This window comes from Paenibacillus medicaginis (assembly GCF_042138635.1).
GTDB classification, from domain to species: Bacteria; Bacillota; Bacilli; order Paenibacillales; family Paenibacillaceae; genus Paenibacillus; species Paenibacillus medicaginis.
Genome location: NZ_JBHIRY010000012.1, coordinates 81,949 through 98,938 on the forward strand (window position 1 = coordinate 81,949; position 16,990 = coordinate 98,938).

Genomic DNA, 16,990 nt, shown 5'->3' on the forward strand with positions numbered 1-16,990 from the left:
TCGCTCTTATTGTAGCAGCGGCAAGGAGGGAAGCGTTATCAAATTCATGACTTGTTTGCATGCAAAGTGTTAACAATCGTCACCTCGCTGCTCATGGGCGAAGCGGACCGCCTCCGCCGATTGCCGATAATCGGACGGGGTCATGCCGGTTGCGCTTTTGAACAGCTTGTGCAGATAAGGGCGGCTGTGCACTCCCACATAGTCCGCGATCTCTGCGACCGGAATATCGGTCTCGCGCAGCAGCATCTTCGCCTTCTCCATCCGGAAGCCGGTCAGATACGCCATCATCGACTGTCCGATCTTCTGCTTAAAGATCCGCTGTACATAACCGGGATGCAGGTTGACCGCTTCGGCCACCTGTTTGATCTGAATGGGCCGATCATAATTTTGATGCAGAAAATCCAGACACTGCCGTACATATTGATTCTGCATATCGCCGCTCTGACTCTCGAGTTCATGGTACAGCCTCGCAATCCGCAGCAGCAGTGCGGTAAGCTGCACCTGCACCAGCATTTCCGAGCGTTCCTTGCGGTCTAGCTCCAGCACGAGGCTCTTCAACGCATGATATACTTCATGCGGCTCTCTTAACAGCAGATAGGGCTGCGGACAGTCCAGCAAGGACGCTATCTGCACGTCCGCCGCCGCCAGCTCCGCAGCGGAGAGATAAGGTCCTGCAAGCTCTTCAAAACGGAATTCCACGTTCAGCATCCGGCACGATTGCTCCACCAGCAGCCGATGCGGGATATGCGCGTCCAAAATGATGAATTCCCCTTTTTTGAGCACCTCCCTGTGCGTCTCCCCGCCATAGACCAGCTCCACCGCGCAGTTCCCGGCAATGGTATACATAATCTCTGTCGACGGGTGGGTGTGCAGCGCCATCTCGTATTCGTTCCATTCCTTAAAATAATAGGCGGTAATGACCGGACGGCTCCCGTCCGAATCCGCCTTGAGCCTGAATAGCCCCTGCGGCTTCATAAGTTCCTCCTCGGAAACAGAACTGGTTTGGAATTTTTATATGATTATCGTACATTTTCATATAAAATAACAGTGTCTGAGGAGGCACGCTTGTATTCGGATGCCGAAGTGGGCACAAGGATGCGACAGGACAGTGTTATACGCGGCCTTTGCCAGGTCCTATCGCCGATTTGTTTCTTGATTATCCTTTCGGTCTGACTACCAATGCAGCGAGAAACGAGAAAATAATCGCAGATGAGATGCCGGCACTGGTCACCTTGAAGATGCCGCTGACCACACCGATCCAGCCGACGGTTTTCAGCTCTGTGATTGCACCGTGAACGAGTGCGTTGCCAAAGCTGGTAATGGGGACTGAAGCGCCCGCTCCGGCAAACTCAATGAGCGGATCATACACCCCGAGTCCGTCCGCAATTGCTCCCAATACGACCAGGAGAGCCATGGTGTGCGCGGGGTCCAGCTTAAACACATCAAAGCAGATTTGCCCCAGCACGCAGATTGCTCCACCCACCAAAAAAGCCCATACAAATATTATGATGATACACCTCCTGCTTCAATGGAAACGGCATGTGCAATACAGGGGATGGATTCTCCCTGCTGGTAACTAATCGGGGAGAGCAAAGCACCTGTTGCGACCACCAGAATACGCTTCAGTTCCCCTTTGCGCATCCGCTTCAGCAGATGACCATAGGTAACGACCGCTGAACAGCCGCAGCCGCTGGCCCCGGATTGTACCATTTGCTTTTCATAGTCGTAAATCATCATACCGCAGTCTGAATATTCGGTTTGTTCCATAGGTATGTTGTGTTTGCGGAACAGCTCTGAAGCGATCTCATAGCCGACCTTGGCCAAATCCCCCGTTACAATTAGATCGTAATGGCCTGGTTCCACGTCCAGATCACGGAAATGCGCTTCAATCGTATCCACAGCAGCCGGTGCCATCGCGGCTCCCATATTAAACGGGTCTGTAATTCCCATATCAATGACACGTCCGATGGTGGCAGAGGTTACAACAGGTCCTTCACCCTCGGCGGATACCAGCGCCGCCCCCGCACCGGTTACTGTATATTGGGCTGTCGGCGGTTTTTGCGAACCGTATTCAGTTGGATAACGGAACTGCTTTTCTGCGCTGGAATTGTGGCTGCATGTGCCGGCAAGCGCATACTTGGCCGATCCGGAGTTGACAAGCATGGAAGCAAGCGCCAGACTCTCCATCGAGGTGGAGCAAGCACCGAATACGCCGAGAAAGGGAATCGACAATGTGCGTGCCGCAAAGCCGCTGCTGATCAGCTGGGCCATAAGGTCGCCGCCGATATAAAACTGGACCTGTTCCTTTGTAAGTCCACCCGACTCAATGGCCAGCTTGGCTGCCTCTTCAATCAGCGTCCGTTCTGCTTTTTCCCAGCTGTCCTGCCCCAGCGTAGAGTCGCCGTGCACAATGTCAAAGTCTTCAGCAAGCGGGCCTCTGCCTTCGAACGGGCCTACAACGGCCGCCGTTGACCGGATGACCGGCCTGTTTTCAAATATCCAGCTTTGATGCCCTTTTAGCATCCTATGATCCCCCTCCGCCTTTGAACAGTAAGGTCAGAATGCCGACAACAAAGGCAGCTACCGTTCCGTACACGATGACGGGTCCGGCAATCTTGAACATTTTGCCACCGACACCGAGCACATAACCTTCGCTTTGATGTTCGATAGCTGCGGATGCCATGGAGTTCGCAAAACCGGTCACGGGTACGGCTGAACCGGCCCCTGCCCATTGGGCAATTTTGTCGTAAACGCCGAGACTGGTTAGAATGACTGAAATAATGATTAATGTGGCGACTGTTGGATCACCGGCACTCTTTTTATCAAAGCCGCCCCAATGAATGAACATTTCCTGAATGGCCTGGCCGATAATACAAATGGTACCCCCGACAAGAAACGCCCGCAAGCAGTTGAGGAGGACCGGACGCTGCGGTTCCTTTTGCTGGGCCAGCTTCTGGTACTCCTGCTGTGTGGGAGTCATATTTTTCTTTTTGTTGTTTGACAAGGTAAGTTCCTCCGTTTCTGCTATAGTCTGCAATAGATTGAGATTTAGCGGCTGAGCAGCGGTTTCACGTCTTTAATGACGATTTCCAGTTGTTTCGAGCACTGCTCGTACAGCTTCTTGCCGCTCTGGTCTTTGGTGGATAAAGAGAACATTTCCAGATCTGCTTCACATTTTTTGAGCGTAGCGAGCAGCAGGGCTTTCTCCTGGGGCTGCGGGACCTTCAACTGATCATCAAACAAATCGACATAGAGCTGACCGTAAGAATCGACCTGACCGAGGAACACGTTTTCCACGGCAACTCCCTGTTTCTCCAGCTCTGCAGCAAGCCAGCCCCTGTTGAAGCCGATCGTTGCAAGAGGCTCGTCCAACATTTCCCCATCCATGATCACCGTTTGCGGCTCTTGCTCAGGCGCTACCTTGATGCCGAGATTTTTCGGGGTAAGAGGCAAGTTTTCTTTCGTAACCAGCACATTCAATTGCCCGCTTGGTTCCATAATGGCGAACTCCACGTCGGCAGTCCTGAACACATTTTTACTGCGCAGCAGCTCCAACAGTTCGTCGGCTGTCATCCGTTCCTTTTTCAAATTATCTTCGAGTATTTTACCGTCTTTAATGACCACCCTGGCTATACCGTCCATAACGTCTCTGAACTTCTTGCTCTTCATCTGCATAAACTCGATGCCCAGAGACACAAGCACCCATACGGAAAGGGAGGTGACTCCCAAGTACCATGTGCCGTCAACTTCGAGCGGAATATAGGCGGCGAGGCTGCCGACAGTAATCCCGGTTATGTATTCGAACAAGGAGAGCTGGGACACCTGTCTTTTTCCGAGCAGCTTGGTCATAATGAAAAGAACAACTATAGCCAGCAAGGTACGCATAGCTACGACTAACCAATCCTGCATGGTACACCTTCTTTCTTTATGTAATCAGGAAGAATTTTACAGAATTAAGGATTTCCATTCTCATATAATTTAAACATAGGCCGGTCTGCAGGGAATCGGTAAGGATGTGACAGGTATGATTTTTGAAGGGGACGGTTACATTAACTTCGTTGCTTGCTAAGGAAATACTTAGCAAGCACAACCTGAAGAATGAGGGAGGTGAATCCGGTGACCGTAGCTTCTGACGTAAAAACTTGTGTAGCTTCGTTAAAAAGCGCACAGGCAAGCCTGGAACAGTTTGCTCTGTCAACGCAAAATCAGGAGGCGAAGACGCTGTTCACAAATGCTGCTCAGCAAACGCAGCAGATCGTTCAACAGGTGGAACAAAGAGTGCAGCAGTTGGAGAATGAAGAGCCTCAATATAAAGGTTTTTAAAAAAAGGATCAAGCTTACAAACTGATAGAGGTGTCCCGATGGTTTGAGGGACACCTCTTATTGTATTTACCGAATTTTATAATCCTTAGGCAAAGCGTCTTTGATCTGCTGCCATACCTCAGGGTCAACCATTAAATTGGGATCTATGGATTGGGCAGAGAACAAATCCCGGTAATGATTTGCCATCTTCGGTCTTATGACGCCATTCATATCCGGATCAGGAATCATGTATTGCTGGGGGAGTTTATCTACTAACTCTCTCCAGTCACCGAAATCGATGAACGGAACACCTGCAGGCGGGACAGGGTGCATGGCAGGCTGAATTAGCTGTACCGGCGGGACAAACGGCTCCGGCTGGTTCACAGGTCCATAGATCTGTAGCGGTGGGACAAACTCTTCCGGCTGGTACACAGGTTCATAGGTCTGAGACGGTGGGACGAACGCCTCCGGCTGGTATACAGGCTCGTAGGTCTGAATTGGCGGGACAAACACCCCCGGCTGCTGCACAGGCTCGTAGGTCTGAATCGGCGGCGGAGATGTTTCCACCTGCTCCGCAAGCGCCTCGGCCTCCTCTACAGGAACCTCTGCCTGCTCGTCTTTTTTCCACCATTGCAGGCGCTCAAATACCTGCAGGCATTTTTTTTTAAATTGTGCCCATTGGTTGAGAAGGTTCATAGGCCTGAGAGCTCCTTTCGGCAATTACACTGGAATACACGTTCATCACCATGTCTGTCATTTTATCCAAAGACCAGTGAGTCATCGCCCATTGTTTGGCCTGGGAACCCAGCCGCTCGCGAAGGGAATCGTCTCCCAACAGCCGCTCCAGCATCTTGTACAGCTCTAGGGGGTTTTTGGGAGGGACCAATAATCCTGTTACGTTATGCTCCACCATTTCGGGAAGTCCCCCAACATCACTGGCAATGATAGCCTTGCCCGCAAGTTGTGCTTCGATGAGGGACAAAGGCTGATTCTCTATAATGCTCGGAATGACGTAAACATCCGCTTGCTTGAGCAGGCCGGGAATGTCATCCTGTTTGCCCATGAACACAATATCTGTGGTTAGCTTCAAATATTTGGCCTGGAAACGAAGCTCGGTCATCTTATCTCCTTCTCCCACGATCCAGCAAACCCAATCATTGCGTCTTTTCTTTAACCAGTGCAGCGCCTCAATCAGATGCTGGACCCCCTTCAGCTCCACCAGACGCCCGGAATAAATAATTACTTTCTTATCACTTGGACGCTGCACCTCTGATCTGCGCTCCAGCTTCTTAAGAAATGCATGGGTGTCAAAGCCGTAATGCAGTACCTGGAGCTTATCCGCAGGAACATGAAATCCTTCTGTCAAAGTCCGTTTCAACCATTGATTCGCAACAATCGTACGATCTGCCGAGGTAGCTCCGAGATGCTCGAGCTGGTCGTAATATTCACGGGCCACATGAGAGGTAGGAGATTTATGAATGGTTTCAAGCTGCAGTCCGATTTCCTGGGCAACGCATCCATGGAGGGTGGCAACCAGAGCGGCCTTCTGTGGTCTAATCCGGTTGATGCTTGCCGTCGATATCACATCCTGTGTATGAATAATGTCGTATGAGTTCAATCCCAGGTAAGCGACAGACAACTCATACACATAACGGCGAAACTCGGTATATTGAATAAGGTGATTAATGTGAATCTCGGGATAAGCCGAATGATTGAGCATAGACTGAAGCAGGGGAAGCACTTTATCGCTGTAAAGCTTTCTATTCTGGTTTACGATATGCACAAAAGTGCCTTCTTCATCACCATAGCCGAGAAGATCCACCTCATGGCCTAAAACTTCGAGCCGTTCTTTTAACTGCTCCATATAGGACCATACGCCCCCCAGATGAGGAACATGCCAGTACGTCGCTAGCAAGATTTTCATGAATTCATCTCCCTTGCTGATATAAAGCCTCCATCCTCCAGCATCTGCCGAATTTCCTGTTTGGACATCAGATTTGCGGCTGAAACATATTTCTTCACTTGCTCAGACGGACAGGAGGCATAGGCATTTTTTAATTCCGGAAGTTCAAATTCTGGCAGTACGACAAAATAACGGTTGTTATAGATAGCGGCATGACGGCTTTCATATTCGGAGAGGAGGATTTCGGTCAATTTTTCACCCGGTCTCGTTCCGATATGCACGATCTTCGCATCCTTGATGCCGTATGTTTCAATCAATACTTCGGCCAAATCCGTGATCTTGCACGCATTCATCATCAGGACGAAAGTTTCCCCGCCTTTTCCTTCCTTCGCGGCCGTTAATACAAGCTCTGTGGCCGACTGAGTAGTCATAAAGAAACGGACCATTTCCCTGTCCGTAATTCCGATTTGACCGTTTTCCTTTAATTGAGTAATAAAGAGATGCAGTACACTGCCGCTGGAACCGAGAATGTTGCCTCCTCTGACATTTACAAACCGGGTCCCGGTATGGAGGGTGTTTGCGTAAATAATCAGCTTTTCAGCAATGGCTTTGGTCATGCCGTAAAAATTGGCGGGATCGGACGCTTTGTCGGTAGAGATATTAATGACTTTCTTCACACCGTTTGCGGCTGCCGCATTAATCACGTTTTGTGTGCCAATGATGTTTGTTTTCAAGGCTTCGTTCGGCTGCTCTTCACATATATTGACATGCTTAAGCGCAGCCATATGAAACACGTAATCCACATCCTGGCATGCGCTAATCAATGCTTCAGGATCACGGATATCACCGATGCAAAAGCTCAATCTCGGGTCGTTAAATTTCAGGTTCATTTTCACCTGATTCGATTCATTTCGTGAATAAATAATGATTTTTTTCGGATTATGGAGCAGCAGTTGGGTTACGAGTTCCCGCCCCCATGAGCCGGTTCCCCCGGTCACCATGATGACTGAATTATTGAACATTCCTCTTCCCCCTAACGTATAATAACACTGTCTTATTTTGCATCATCTGATTAAAGCTTTGATGCTAAAATCAAATATAGAATATGGATGTCTGTTACAAATTCTCGCTATAATGTATACCGTGGAGCAACTGTGCCCATAAGTGGTTGTTTCCGTACCATTTATCTCTATACGGGAAGCGAACTGCACACACTTTTTCCAAAGGCCACCCTTCATCAACAATTCCCCTATAACCGGTATGATTGACAACAAGCACCCGGAAATCGTTGGTTACCAGTTCAGACAACACGTTCTGAAGCTCTGCCGCATCATTCAACTCTGCTTCCGTCCGGACAAAAAGAATTCGCTTGCTGGTGGCGCACTTATGAAGAAAACGTTGAATACGGCGGTCAAATTTCGCTTTCACTTCCGGATAAGTGCTCAATTCGTTCAGAGTATTTCTGAAAATGTCAAAATCATGACTGGACACAACATGGTAGGCATCTTCGGACACAGCAATGTTGTCGTTGGCATCGCCGGCATACCCGATAACACGCAAATGAGATCCATCCATAAAATCATAAAAGCGGTACTTCAACAGACGATTTACATCGGCTAATATGGGGGATCCCATCCAGTCAAGAACTCCCGCGTACGGTCTAAGGTTGTGCTGTCTCAGTTGAATGGAGGTCAGACAAAGATCACCCAAACTGAAAATAGCATCATAATTGCCTTTGATTTCTCTCAGCATCATTTTAGATATCCCCTTTAGTCAGTGTCCGGTCGTCTGAGCAGGCATACGTGTCCAACAAACCGGCATATCGATTGGTCTGCGGCTGCCATCACAGCGTCGTCCTCACTCTTCCGTTCCACAGGCAGCTGTGCCGCATATCACCCAATCTTTCAGGTCTATGGGGTGATATCAGGCTATTTGGCCAATATGGTAACCTGACCGACCCGGCAATAGAGTTTAAGAGCCAGGAATCTGTATAACCCGGCTCCTTCGTACTGTAGCTTTCGTGTTCACTCTCCTTTTATTTTTTTGTATCCTATGAGAAATCGAGCATACTTGTACTAGTTATCTATCATGGAGCGTTAAGAAAGGGCGGTTGTTTGTAATGCTCTCAATGTCCAGACACGAAGTTTTCGAGAAATAACTGCTTCATTGATTGTGAAATATTTATGATTTAAAATTAGATGTGTAAACTGGAACCAAACATATGCTTGACCAAAGATCAAAAATGAAGGGTAAATGATAATCTTGCATAACTACAGAACATTATTTGAGAACAAAGCTTTCGGGATGGTCCAATATTCCGAACCATTAAAAAATCACACATATACCAAATTAGGCGGAGCAGCCGACGTTTTTGTCAGACCCTATACGGTTGATGAAATCCGATCTCTTGTCGAGATCACAAGTGCGAATGATATTCCGTTAACAATTCTTGGTTATGGATCCAATGTTATCGTACGAGACGGGGGGATTCGCGGGGTAACCCTATCCCTTGCTCATTTTAATGAAATCAAGTTAGCAGGCGATGAAGTCATCACGGCACAAAGCGGAGCATCCTTAATTGAAGTTTCCAACACGGCTTTGCGCTGCGAATTAACGGGGTTGGAGTTTGCCTGCGGCATTCCCGGCAGCATCGGCGGCGCCTTATATATGAATGCCGGCGCATATGGAGGACAGATTGCAGATGTTATAGCGGGCGTCACCGTTCTCACCCCAAACGGCAAGATTTTGGAGCTGGAAAAAGAGCAGCTGTTGCTTGGCTACCGGAGCAGTATCTTTATGAAAGAAAATTATATTATTTTGGAAGCCAGGTTCAGGCTTAGACGAGGGGATGTCCGGGAAATTAAAAGTAAAATGGAGGAATTGACCCTGGCCAGAACCTCCAAACAGCCTTTGGAGTACCCGTCTTGTGGAAGTGTGTTCAAGCGGCCGCCAGGCTATTTTGCCGGAAGGCTGATTCAGGACTGTCAGCTTCAGGGGGTGCGCGTCGGAGGAGCTGAGGTATCCCGCAAGCATGCGGGTTTTATCGTGAACATTGATAACGCAACCTCTACGGATTATCTCTCTTTAATTGAATTGATCCAGCGAACGGTTCAAGAAAAGTTTAATGTCAGATTGGAAACAGAAGTTATCGTTCTGGGAGAATGATGTGTTAGGACGAAAAATTATTAATTTTCATTTCCAGTTAATAACGGTTGTACTTACCTCCTATGGAATTTATAATGCGACGAAAGGAGGGAGTTATGCTTTTCTTTAAAAAATCATTGTTGTTTTTGATCATGGCGTGCTCGCTTGGCTTTTCTTTGGTCCCTGATGTAGCGGAAGCTGCTCCAGTGCTGAAACCCGGCAGTACCAACGAGGATGTCTGGGATCTTCAGTATCGCTTGAAGACGCTCAATTACTTTACGCAGAATTTGGATGGCCGCTACAGCAGCCACACGCAGAATGCTGTCCGCGAATTCCAGCGGGACTATGGCATCATACCTGATGGTATTGCAGGCGAAGAAACCTGGAGGCAGCTGAAAAGAAACAGTCTGAATATGAATGAAATGGACATTATGGCTAAAATTATATACAGTGAAGCACGCGGTGAACCGTATCAAGGACAGGTTGCTGTTGGCGCGGTGGTCATGAACCGTATCCAGTCCCCTTTGTTCCCTGACACTATAAAAGGGGTTGTATTTCAGTCTGGCGCCTTCACGGCGGTGGCTGACGGACAATACTGGCTCGTTCCGAACCGTACCGCTTATTTGGCCGCATTGGACGCGGTACGCGGCTGGGACCCAAGCGGCGGCTCCCTGTATTATTTCAATCCGAATACAGCCACAAGCGAATGGATCTGGACGCGTCCGCAAAACTTGAAAATCGGCAAACATGTATTCGCCGATTAGGATCACAACAAAGCAGGGTGCCTTCAAGCCTTTACGGCCAGAGGCCCCTGCTTTTTCTTTGGATTATTCCGTTTCGCGGGAGCTTATCCGGTAAAAAAATTTCTTATGGTTGAGGTGCAGCATGTTTGTTAAATGGATAGAGTGCTCGGTACTAAAAAGTAAACTGCATCATTTTTCATCTGCACAGGAGAAATGGAGCTCTTTATCCAATGTTCAGGGTTGTGCTGGACAGCTCGGCGGGTGGGAGCACCGCAAAGAGATGAGTATTGCTCATATTTTTGGTTTCTGGACGGATGAATTGAGCTATCAGCAGTTTATGGATGAGTATCATGATGACATTTATGAACGAACCGGACAGAGCGGCACATTCGAAAGGATAAACATTGTTTCTGGTCATATGCCCGATGATGCGCTCTCTTCAATAATAAGTAAATCGGATCGGCTACGTTATATATCGGAAAACTCCGACTCGGCTTCTTTTGTTAAGCTTCAGCTGTTGGTCCAGGACTGTGTTCAATTTGAAAGCAAAATTATGTTGAAAGCGGGTCAGATGAAGAGAATTCACCTGGATATAGCGCTGGAACCATCCTGGACGGCGAAAAACAAAGCAGTATAGGAAATGGACCGCAAATTTGTGGTTCATTTTTTGTATTCATTTTAACAAGCGCACCATTAGCATGACATCGTAATATGTATCCTGATTTACCTTGAGCGCTTTGGATTTACGGCCTTCCTCCACAAATCCAAGGCTTCTATATAACCGGATCGCAGGATAATTTTCAGTTACGACCTCCAGGGCTACTCTTTCGATTAAGGGGCTTCGCTCGGCCCAATCCAGCAGGCTGGAAAGCAGCGCTTTTCCGATCCATTGATTCCTGTATTTCTGTGCAATGTTCATAGCGAGGGTGCCCTGATGTTTATTGCGGATCTTGTGTCCATTATGAAAATCAAGAAAACCGATCACTTCCTCCTGAGCTTCGGCAATCAGGGCAAGTTTGCCCTGATCAAGCAGAATTTGCTCCAAATACTCTTTCTCCTGCTCAATCGTCATGTTGAACTCTTCCGCAGTTGTTAATAGATAGAGGGCTTCCCTGAAAATTTCTTTATTATAATTGAGCACCTTCTCAGCATCCACCGGCAGCGCGCTGTAAAAGTCCAATAAAATTTGTATCTTCACAAGTTCTTCACAGGTTTTGGTTAAAATTTAATCAAACGGAAAAAATCTAAACAAGGAGTGAAGTTGAATGTACATGAATAAGAAAAATTATATCGTCATCTTGCTTGCCGCCGCAATGCTTGGATTAAGCGCATGCGGGAACAGTGCGGCCGACAATGCCTCGGGCAGCAGCACTGCTAACACAAATCAATCTTCACAGCAGGGAGAAACGAATCAATCCGGCATGAAAATGGATCACTCCGAGATGGATCCCTCCGGCAGCGGCGAGGTTCCGGAAGGGCTCAAAGAAGCACAAAACCCGCGCTTTCCAGTGGGAAGCCAGGCTGTGGTTCACGCGGACCATATGCCAGGCATGAACGGTGCGGAAGCCACCATCGTCGGAGCATATGATACAATAGCTTATACTATCTCTTATACGCCAACCACAGGCGGGGAAAGAGTAACGGACCACAAATGGATCATCCATGAAGAGATTGAGAATGCTCAACCCGAAGCTTATAAGCAGGGTGCGGAAGTTACCATTACGACCGATCATATGGAAGGCATGAAGGGCGCAGCCGCTACCATCGAATCCGCCGAGCCAACGACAGTGTACATGGTGGATTATATTTCAACGACCGATGGACAAAAAGTAACCAATCACCAATGGGTGACGGAAAGTGAGCTTTCCGCCAAATAAATGCATGGAACGCGGCAGGATACCCTTGTAAGACTGGCGAATTTTTACGTTCAAGCAATTGCTGGAATACCGTGTTGACCATATCCGCGGCCACCTCTCACAGATTGAACGGGTGAGAAAGGCTTATCGGCAAAGCCGATAGGCCTTTTCTGCGTCTTAATTCATATTCAGTTCATAATTGTCAGTTACCCTCTCTATATAAATCGTTGTAGGGAGGAAATGAGAGTGGAACACGAAGATTGGGCAATTGAAGCACGGGGACTCGTTAAAACATTTGGCGATAAGCGCGCGGTGGATGGTGTAGATTTGAATGTGCGTGCAGGATCGATTTATGGGGTGCTTGGCCCTAACGGAGCAGGCAAGACGACAACCATCCGCATGCTGTCAACGTTATTGCGTCCGGATGGGGGAGAAGCGCGCATATTCGGGCATGATGTAGCAAAAGAACCGCAGACGGTGCGCCAATTGATTGGAGTGACTGGTCAGTACGCGTCAGTTGACGAGTCGCTTAGCGCTACCGAAAATCTGATCATCTTTTCGCGGCTGCTCGGACTGAGTCGTGCCGAGGCCCGGCAAAAGGCAGCAGAGCTGCTGGAGGAATTCGGTTTGACCGAAGCGGCCAAACGGTCCTTGAAGCATTTCTCCGGCGGCATGCGTCGCCGACTTGATTTGGCCGCAAGCCTCATTGCAAGGCCTCCGCTCATTTTTCTGGATGAGCCGACAACAGGGCTGGACCCGCGCACACGGGCACAGATGTGGGACACCATTCGCCGCCTGGTCAAGACAGGGTCTACCGTACTGCTGACAACCCAGTATCTGGATGAGGCGGATCAGCTGGCAGACCGCATCGCGGTTATCGATCATGGCCGGGTGGTAGCCGAAGGCACGGTTGATGAATTAAAATCGGCTGTGGGTGCATCCACTTTGCAGCTTAGAGTGCAAAATCAGCAGGACACGGAAAAGGCTGTACGGATTGTGGAACAGGTGCTTTCGGTTAAGTCCAACGTGTCGGCCGAGGCAGGCAAGATCATTTCTCCAATGGCTAATGTCGACCGGGTGGCGGACCTGCTTATCGAGCTGCGCACGGCAGGGATTGACCTGGCGGAGATGAGTGTGCAGAAGCCTACGCTCGATGAGGTATTTCTGTCCATTACAGGCCTTGACGTTAAGGGCAATGAGCAGCAGGCGTCCCAAGAGCTGCATGAGGCGGAGGGGCTGAGAGCATGAATAATTCATCCATGATGACAGGTTCAGAACGTGCTTTGACAAATGGGAAAAAGTCGGTAAGTCTTGGCCAGACGTTTCGCAACTCCATGACGATGGCTTACCGGGGGATTCTGAAGATTCGGCACACACCTGAGCAATTATTTGACGTCACGCTGCAGCCGATTATTTTCACCCTGATGTTTACCTATATTTTCGGCGGCGCCATCTCGGGAGATGTGCTGAATTATTTGCCGGTCATTATTCCAGGCATTCTCGTACAGACTGTGATCTCGACTTCCGTCGTAACGGGCGTTCAACTGCGCGAGGACATGGATAAGGGCGTGTTTGACCGTTTCAAGTCACTGCCGATTGCGCGCATTGCCCCTTTGGCCGGAGCGTTGCTGGCTGACAGTGTCCGCTATACCATAGCGACTGTACTTACCTTCACAATGGGGTATATTATGGGATATCGGCCAGAGGGAGGACTGGGTAGTATCGTCATTGCGGCGATTCTGGTCGTCGCATGCGCCTGGGCCATCAGCTGGATTTTTGCCTTCTTTGGCGTGATTGCACGCACGGCTTCAAGCGTATCGGGCATATCGATGATTGTTCTTTTCCCGCTCACCTTTGTATCCAACGCATTTGTGCCTGTGAACACGATGCCTGGCTGGCTGCAGTGGTTTGTGAACATCAACCCGATTTCGCATTTAGTCAATGCCGTCCGGCAATTGGCGAATACGGGAACAATTGGCGGGGACCTTGCCATTTCACTGCTTGGTGCCGCCGTCATTGTGGCAGTCTTCGCCCCGCTTACGGTGCGTGCTTATATGCGTAAAGCTTAGGATTTAGAGGGGGATTGGAATGACACGGATATTGGTCGTCGATGATGATCCGCACATTCGTGAATTGGTCGGACATTTTTTGAGCCTGGAAGGCCTCGATGTGTCGGAGGCCGTGGATGGTCTGGATGCACTGCGTATTCTTGACGAAATCAAGGTTGATCTGGTTGTGCTTGATATTATGATGCCGGGCATGGACGGCTGGGAGCTGTGCCGCGAGCTGCGCGAGCAGACAGATCTGCCGCTGTTTATGCTTACGGCCAAGAGCGAGACGTCACAGATCGTGAAAGGATTCGCGCTCGGAACGGATGACTATCTTGTCAAGCCGTTTGATCCCTTGGTGCTCGTCGCCCGCGTGAAGGCTTTATTGAAACGCTATCGTATTATGTCTTCCAAATCAGTGACGATCGCAGACCTTGTGCTGCGCAGCGATACATTCGAGTGCCGGGCTGGCGAGCAGGAGATTACGCTGCCGCGCAAGGAATTCGAGCTGCTTTTCAAGCTGGCCAGCTATCCTGGCAAGACCTTCACCCGCGAGCAGCTGATCGAGCAGATCTGGGGTTATGATTATGAAGGCGACGAAAGAACGGTTGATGTGCACATCAAACGCCTCCGGGAACGGTTCCCGGAGGCGAGCCACTCCTTCCGGATCAGCACCATCCGGGGATTGGGTTACCGGTTGGAGGTGCGTCAATGAAACGGGAACCGGGGCTTCTTGATGTCCTTGGGCGTGCTGTGTTGTTGTTATGCGCGCTATATTTTAGCTGGGGTACCGCATTCTACATTACGAAGGCGATCTATGCGCGAATTGCATGGGCTCCCCATGGACTGATCGATTTTTTTATTAATACAACACTTGGTTTTGTCTTCTTCTTTATCATTGGCGTGGTTGTAGTACGGTTATCCAAGGATAGAAATCAACACGTTTTTATGGAAATGATCGATGCGTTAAAACGCATTTCGCAAGGCGACTTCCACGTGAATCTGGATTGGGGCTTTGGCGACAGGAAGGAGAGACAGGGAAGGCCGCATCCGTATGCTCAACTGGCGAACAGCATTAATGATATGGCGGCAAATCTGAAAGCCATGGAAGAGCTGCGGGAGGAATTCATTTCTAACGTATCTCATGAAATCGGCTCGCCGCTGACCTCGATCATTGGATTTGCCAAGGCGCTCAAGGATGACCATCTGGATCGTGAGCAGCGGGACCGGTATTTGACGATCATCGAGACGGAGTGTACACGACTGTCCAAGCTAAGCGAGAATTTGATGAAGCTGGCGGTTCTGGATTCAGAGCGGTACCCGTTTCACCCATCTCCTTATCGGCTGGATAAGCAATTAATATCGCTTATTCTCGCCTGTGAGCCGCAATGGGAGGCCAAAAACATCGAGATGACCGTGGAGGCGGATGAGGTCGAGGTCAACGCGGACGAGGATCAGATGAGCCAGGTGTGGATGAATCTGCTTCACAATGCCATCAAATTTACGCCGGATAGTGAAAGGATCTCGGTTTCCCTTTCGCATAATGGCGAGGAAGCCGTAGTTCGCATCGCCGATACGGGGCCGGGCATTGATGAGCAGGATCAGCAGCGTATATTCGAACGCTTCTATAAAGCGGACAAATCACGGACACGAACGGCAGGAGGCAGTGGCTTGGGACTTTCCATTGCACATAAAATTATCGAGATGCACCGGGGGACGATCTCTGTGAACAGCAGGCCGGGAGCAGGAGCGGTCTTTACAGTACAGCTGCCGTTGCACTGAACCGAATAGCCGCTATGGATATTATGGAGCATATGAGAAAATGACCGATAGAAGATTCATAGCAAAAGATTGCTCATTTCTCTCAAGCGACTAAACGAAACCGAATGAAAAGGTTATACTAACTGTAGTAAGTGTTCTGAAATGGAAGGTGGGGGCAACGTGCCGGAAACAATAAACCTTATACAAAAACAGAAAGAGCTTGCGGAGCTTATTGACCGGTTCTCACAAGGGGAAGGGGTTCACGCAACAGACATCCCGTCCTTATACTGCATACGCGGTTCGAAGGTCACCGAGCCGATCTACATAGTTCACGAGCCTGCTTTATGCATCATTGCCCAGGGGAAAAAAGAGGTCATGCTGGCAGAGGAGAGATATCAATACGGACCTGCGGATTATCTTGTGGTTTCCGTCGATTTGCCGGTATCGGGGCAGGTTATTGAAGCTTCATCCGATGTGCCGTACTTGTGCTTCAGGCTTGATTTTAAACCTGCTCAAATTGTAGAGCTTCTGGAGGAAGCCGAGCTTCGTGCGGTTCAACCAGGGGATTCCAGGCGCGGGCTGTTTATTAGCGAAACCAGCTCTGCTTTGCTGGATGCGGTTATCAGACTGGTCCGGTTACTGGAAACACCTGAGGATATTAAAGCTTTGGCACCGTTGTACACTCGTGAAATCCTGTACAGGATTTTGAAAGGACAGCAAGGGGACATACTGAAGCAGATTGCGGTGGAGGGCAGCGGCGCTTACCGGATCAAGGAGGTTATTGAGCAAATTAAGGAGAATTACGCCCAGCCGCTGCGGATCGAGGAGCTGTCCGAGCTGGCTAATATGAGCCCTTCCTCTTTGCATAGACATTTTAAAGAAGTCACAGCGATGAGCCCTCTGCAGTACCAGAAAAGAATCAGATTGCAGGAAGCGCGGCGTTTGCTGTTATCCGAAATTGCTGATGCGGCGGAAGCCGCTTTTCAGGTAGGCTATGACAGCCCGTCCCATTTCAGCCGTGAGTATGCCAAGCTGTTCGGCCTGCCGCCGATCGCCGATATGAAGCGTCTGCGCGAGGCTGTCACACGGGGGCAGCTTCAAGGCTCTATCGAGGCATTATAGGTGGTCTATGCACAGAGCAGCGGAGAGGACGAAGCAATTCCGGAAAAGCGATAGCGCTCGCCTTTGGCCCGGAGGGTCAACAGCGATTGCAGGAATGCTTCGTTCTCGGAG

The 16,990-nt window shown here is 49.4% G+C and carries 20 protein-coding genes; 10 read left to right on the plus strand and 10 right to left on the minus strand.

The genetic code is table 11. The features are described 5' to 3' along the window. Positions 1–69: 69 nt before the first annotated feature. From ACE5LO_RS13900 to ACE5LO_RS13920, 5 genes are all read right to left on the minus strand, one after another. Positions 70–975, minus strand: a complete 906-nt coding sequence (locus ACE5LO_RS13900; RefSeq protein ID WP_375520625.1) for a helix-turn-helix transcriptional regulator — start codon at positions 973–975, stop codon at positions 70–72. A 181-nt stretch (positions 976–1,156) separates the two neighbouring features. Then, positions 1,157–1,507 carry a stage V sporulation protein AE gene (gene spoVAE / locus ACE5LO_RS13905; protein WP_375520688.1) on the minus strand — a complete coding sequence of 117 codons (351 nt, stop codon included), beginning with the start codon at positions 1,505–1,507 and terminating at the stop codon, positions 1,157–1,159. Next, a complete protein-coding gene (spoVAD, locus tag ACE5LO_RS13910) occupies positions 1,504–2,523 on the minus strand; it encodes a stage V sporulation protein AD (protein WP_375520626.1) in 1,020 nt (339 codons plus the stop codon). Before spoVAD ends, spoVAE begins: the two co-directional genes overlap by 4 nt. A gap of 1 nt (position 2,524) precedes the next feature. Beyond that, positions 2,525–3,004 (minus strand): stage V sporulation protein AC, encoded by a 480-nt coding sequence (spoVAC, locus tag ACE5LO_RS13915; RefSeq protein ID WP_375520627.1) that lies wholly within the window; start codon positions 3,002–3,004, stop codon positions 2,525–2,527. A gap of 44 nt (positions 3,005–3,048) precedes the next feature. Next, positions 3,049–3,909: a DUF421 domain-containing protein gene (locus tag ACE5LO_RS13920; RefSeq protein ID WP_375520628.1), complete on the minus strand. Its 861-nt coding sequence runs from the start codon at positions 3,907–3,909 to the stop codon at positions 3,049–3,051. Positions 3,910–4,116: 207 nt separating this feature from the next. Here ACE5LO_RS13920 and ACE5LO_RS13925 point away from each other — a divergent pair, with 207 nt between their 5' ends. Further along, positions 4,117–4,323: a DUF1657 domain-containing protein gene (locus tag ACE5LO_RS13925; protein ID WP_375358008.1), complete on the plus strand. Its 207-nt coding sequence runs from the start codon at positions 4,117–4,119 to the stop codon at positions 4,321–4,323. 66 nt (positions 4,324–4,389) lie between these two features. Here the strand turns inward: ACE5LO_RS13925 and ACE5LO_RS13930 are convergent, their stop codons facing one another. From ACE5LO_RS13930 to ACE5LO_RS13945, 4 genes are all read right to left on the minus strand, one after another. Continuing rightward, a complete protein-coding gene (locus ACE5LO_RS13930; protein ID WP_375520629.1) occupies positions 4,390–4,998 on the minus strand; it encodes a hypothetical protein in 609 nt (202 codons plus the stop codon). Then, entirely contained in the window at positions 4,967–6,226 is a 1,260-nt protein-coding gene (locus ACE5LO_RS13935; protein WP_375520630.1) for a glycosyltransferase family 4 protein, read from the minus strand. The genes ACE5LO_RS13930 and ACE5LO_RS13935 overlap by 32 nt, the downstream gene beginning before the upstream one ends. Continuing rightward, positions 6,223–7,227, minus strand: coding sequence for a polysaccharide biosynthesis protein (locus ACE5LO_RS13940; RefSeq protein ID WP_375520631.1), 1,005 nt, complete (start codon positions 7,225–7,227; stop codon positions 6,223–6,225). Before ACE5LO_RS13940 ends, ACE5LO_RS13935 begins: the two co-directional genes overlap by 4 nt. A 94-nt stretch (positions 7,228–7,321) precedes the next feature. Next, complete coding sequence (locus ACE5LO_RS13945; RefSeq protein ID WP_375520632.1) at positions 7,322–7,960, minus strand: DUF1796 family putative cysteine peptidase; 639 nt, start codon at positions 7,958–7,960, stop codon at positions 7,322–7,324. 498 nt (positions 7,961–8,458) lie between these two features. Here ACE5LO_RS13945 and murB point away from each other — a divergent pair, with 498 nt between their 5' ends. The 3 genes from murB (at position 8,459) to ACE5LO_RS13960 (ending at position 10,729) form a co-directional block, all read left to right on the plus strand. After that, positions 8,459–9,370, plus strand: a complete 912-nt coding sequence (murB, locus tag ACE5LO_RS13950) for a UDP-N-acetylmuramate dehydrogenase (RefSeq protein WP_375520633.1) — start codon at positions 8,459–8,461, stop codon at positions 9,368–9,370. 95 nt (positions 9,371–9,465) lie between these two features. Further along, positions 9,466–10,113, plus strand: a complete 648-nt coding sequence (sleB, locus tag ACE5LO_RS13955) for a spore cortex-lytic enzyme (protein WP_375520634.1) — start codon at positions 9,466–9,468, stop codon at positions 10,111–10,113. Positions 10,114–10,234: 121 nt separating this feature from the next. Beyond that, the gene (locus ACE5LO_RS13960; RefSeq protein ID WP_375520635.1) at positions 10,235–10,729 is read left to right on the plus strand and encodes a DUF4937 domain-containing protein; all 495 of its coding nucleotides are present in this window, start codon (positions 10,235–10,237) and stop codon (positions 10,727–10,729) included. Positions 10,730–10,765: 36 nt separating this feature from the next. On the opposite strand, the gene ACE5LO_RS13965 is transcribed toward ACE5LO_RS13960, so the two are convergent. After that, entirely contained in the window at positions 10,766–11,272 is a 507-nt protein-coding gene (locus tag ACE5LO_RS13965) for a GNAT family N-acetyltransferase (protein ID WP_375520636.1), read from the minus strand. An 85-nt stretch (positions 11,273–11,357) separates the two neighbouring features. On the opposite strand from ACE5LO_RS13965, the gene ACE5LO_RS13970 reads away from it, so the two are divergent. The 6 genes from ACE5LO_RS13970 (at position 11,358) to ACE5LO_RS13995 (ending at position 16,879) form a co-directional block, all read left to right on the plus strand. After that, positions 11,358–11,969, plus strand: a complete 612-nt coding sequence (locus ACE5LO_RS13970) for a YdhK family protein (RefSeq protein ID WP_375520637.1) — start codon at positions 11,358–11,360, stop codon at positions 11,967–11,969. A gap of 219 nt (positions 11,970–12,188) precedes the next feature. After that, a complete protein-coding gene (locus ACE5LO_RS13975; protein ID WP_375520638.1) occupies positions 12,189–13,196 on the plus strand; it encodes an ATP-binding cassette domain-containing protein in 1,008 nt (335 codons plus the stop codon). Next, entirely contained in the window at positions 13,193–14,017 is an 825-nt protein-coding gene (locus ACE5LO_RS13980) for an ABC transporter permease (RefSeq protein ID WP_375520639.1), read from the plus strand. The genes ACE5LO_RS13975 and ACE5LO_RS13980 overlap by 4 nt, the downstream gene beginning before the upstream one ends. Positions 14,018–14,036: 19 nt before the next feature. Further along, the gene (locus ACE5LO_RS13985) at positions 14,037–14,711 is read left to right on the plus strand and encodes a response regulator transcription factor (protein WP_375520640.1); all 675 of its coding nucleotides are present in this window, start codon (positions 14,037–14,039) and stop codon (positions 14,709–14,711) included. Next, on the plus strand, positions 14,708–15,778 hold the full coding sequence (locus ACE5LO_RS13990; protein WP_375520641.1) for a sensor histidine kinase: 1,071 nt from the start codon (positions 14,708–14,710) through the stop codon (positions 15,776–15,778). Before ACE5LO_RS13985 ends, ACE5LO_RS13990 begins: the two co-directional genes overlap by 4 nt. 159 nt (positions 15,779–15,937) lie before the next feature. Then, positions 15,938–16,879, plus strand: coding sequence for an AraC family transcriptional regulator (locus ACE5LO_RS13995; protein WP_375520642.1), 942 nt, complete (start codon positions 15,938–15,940; stop codon positions 16,877–16,879). Positions 16,880–16,990: the final 111 nt, after the last annotated feature.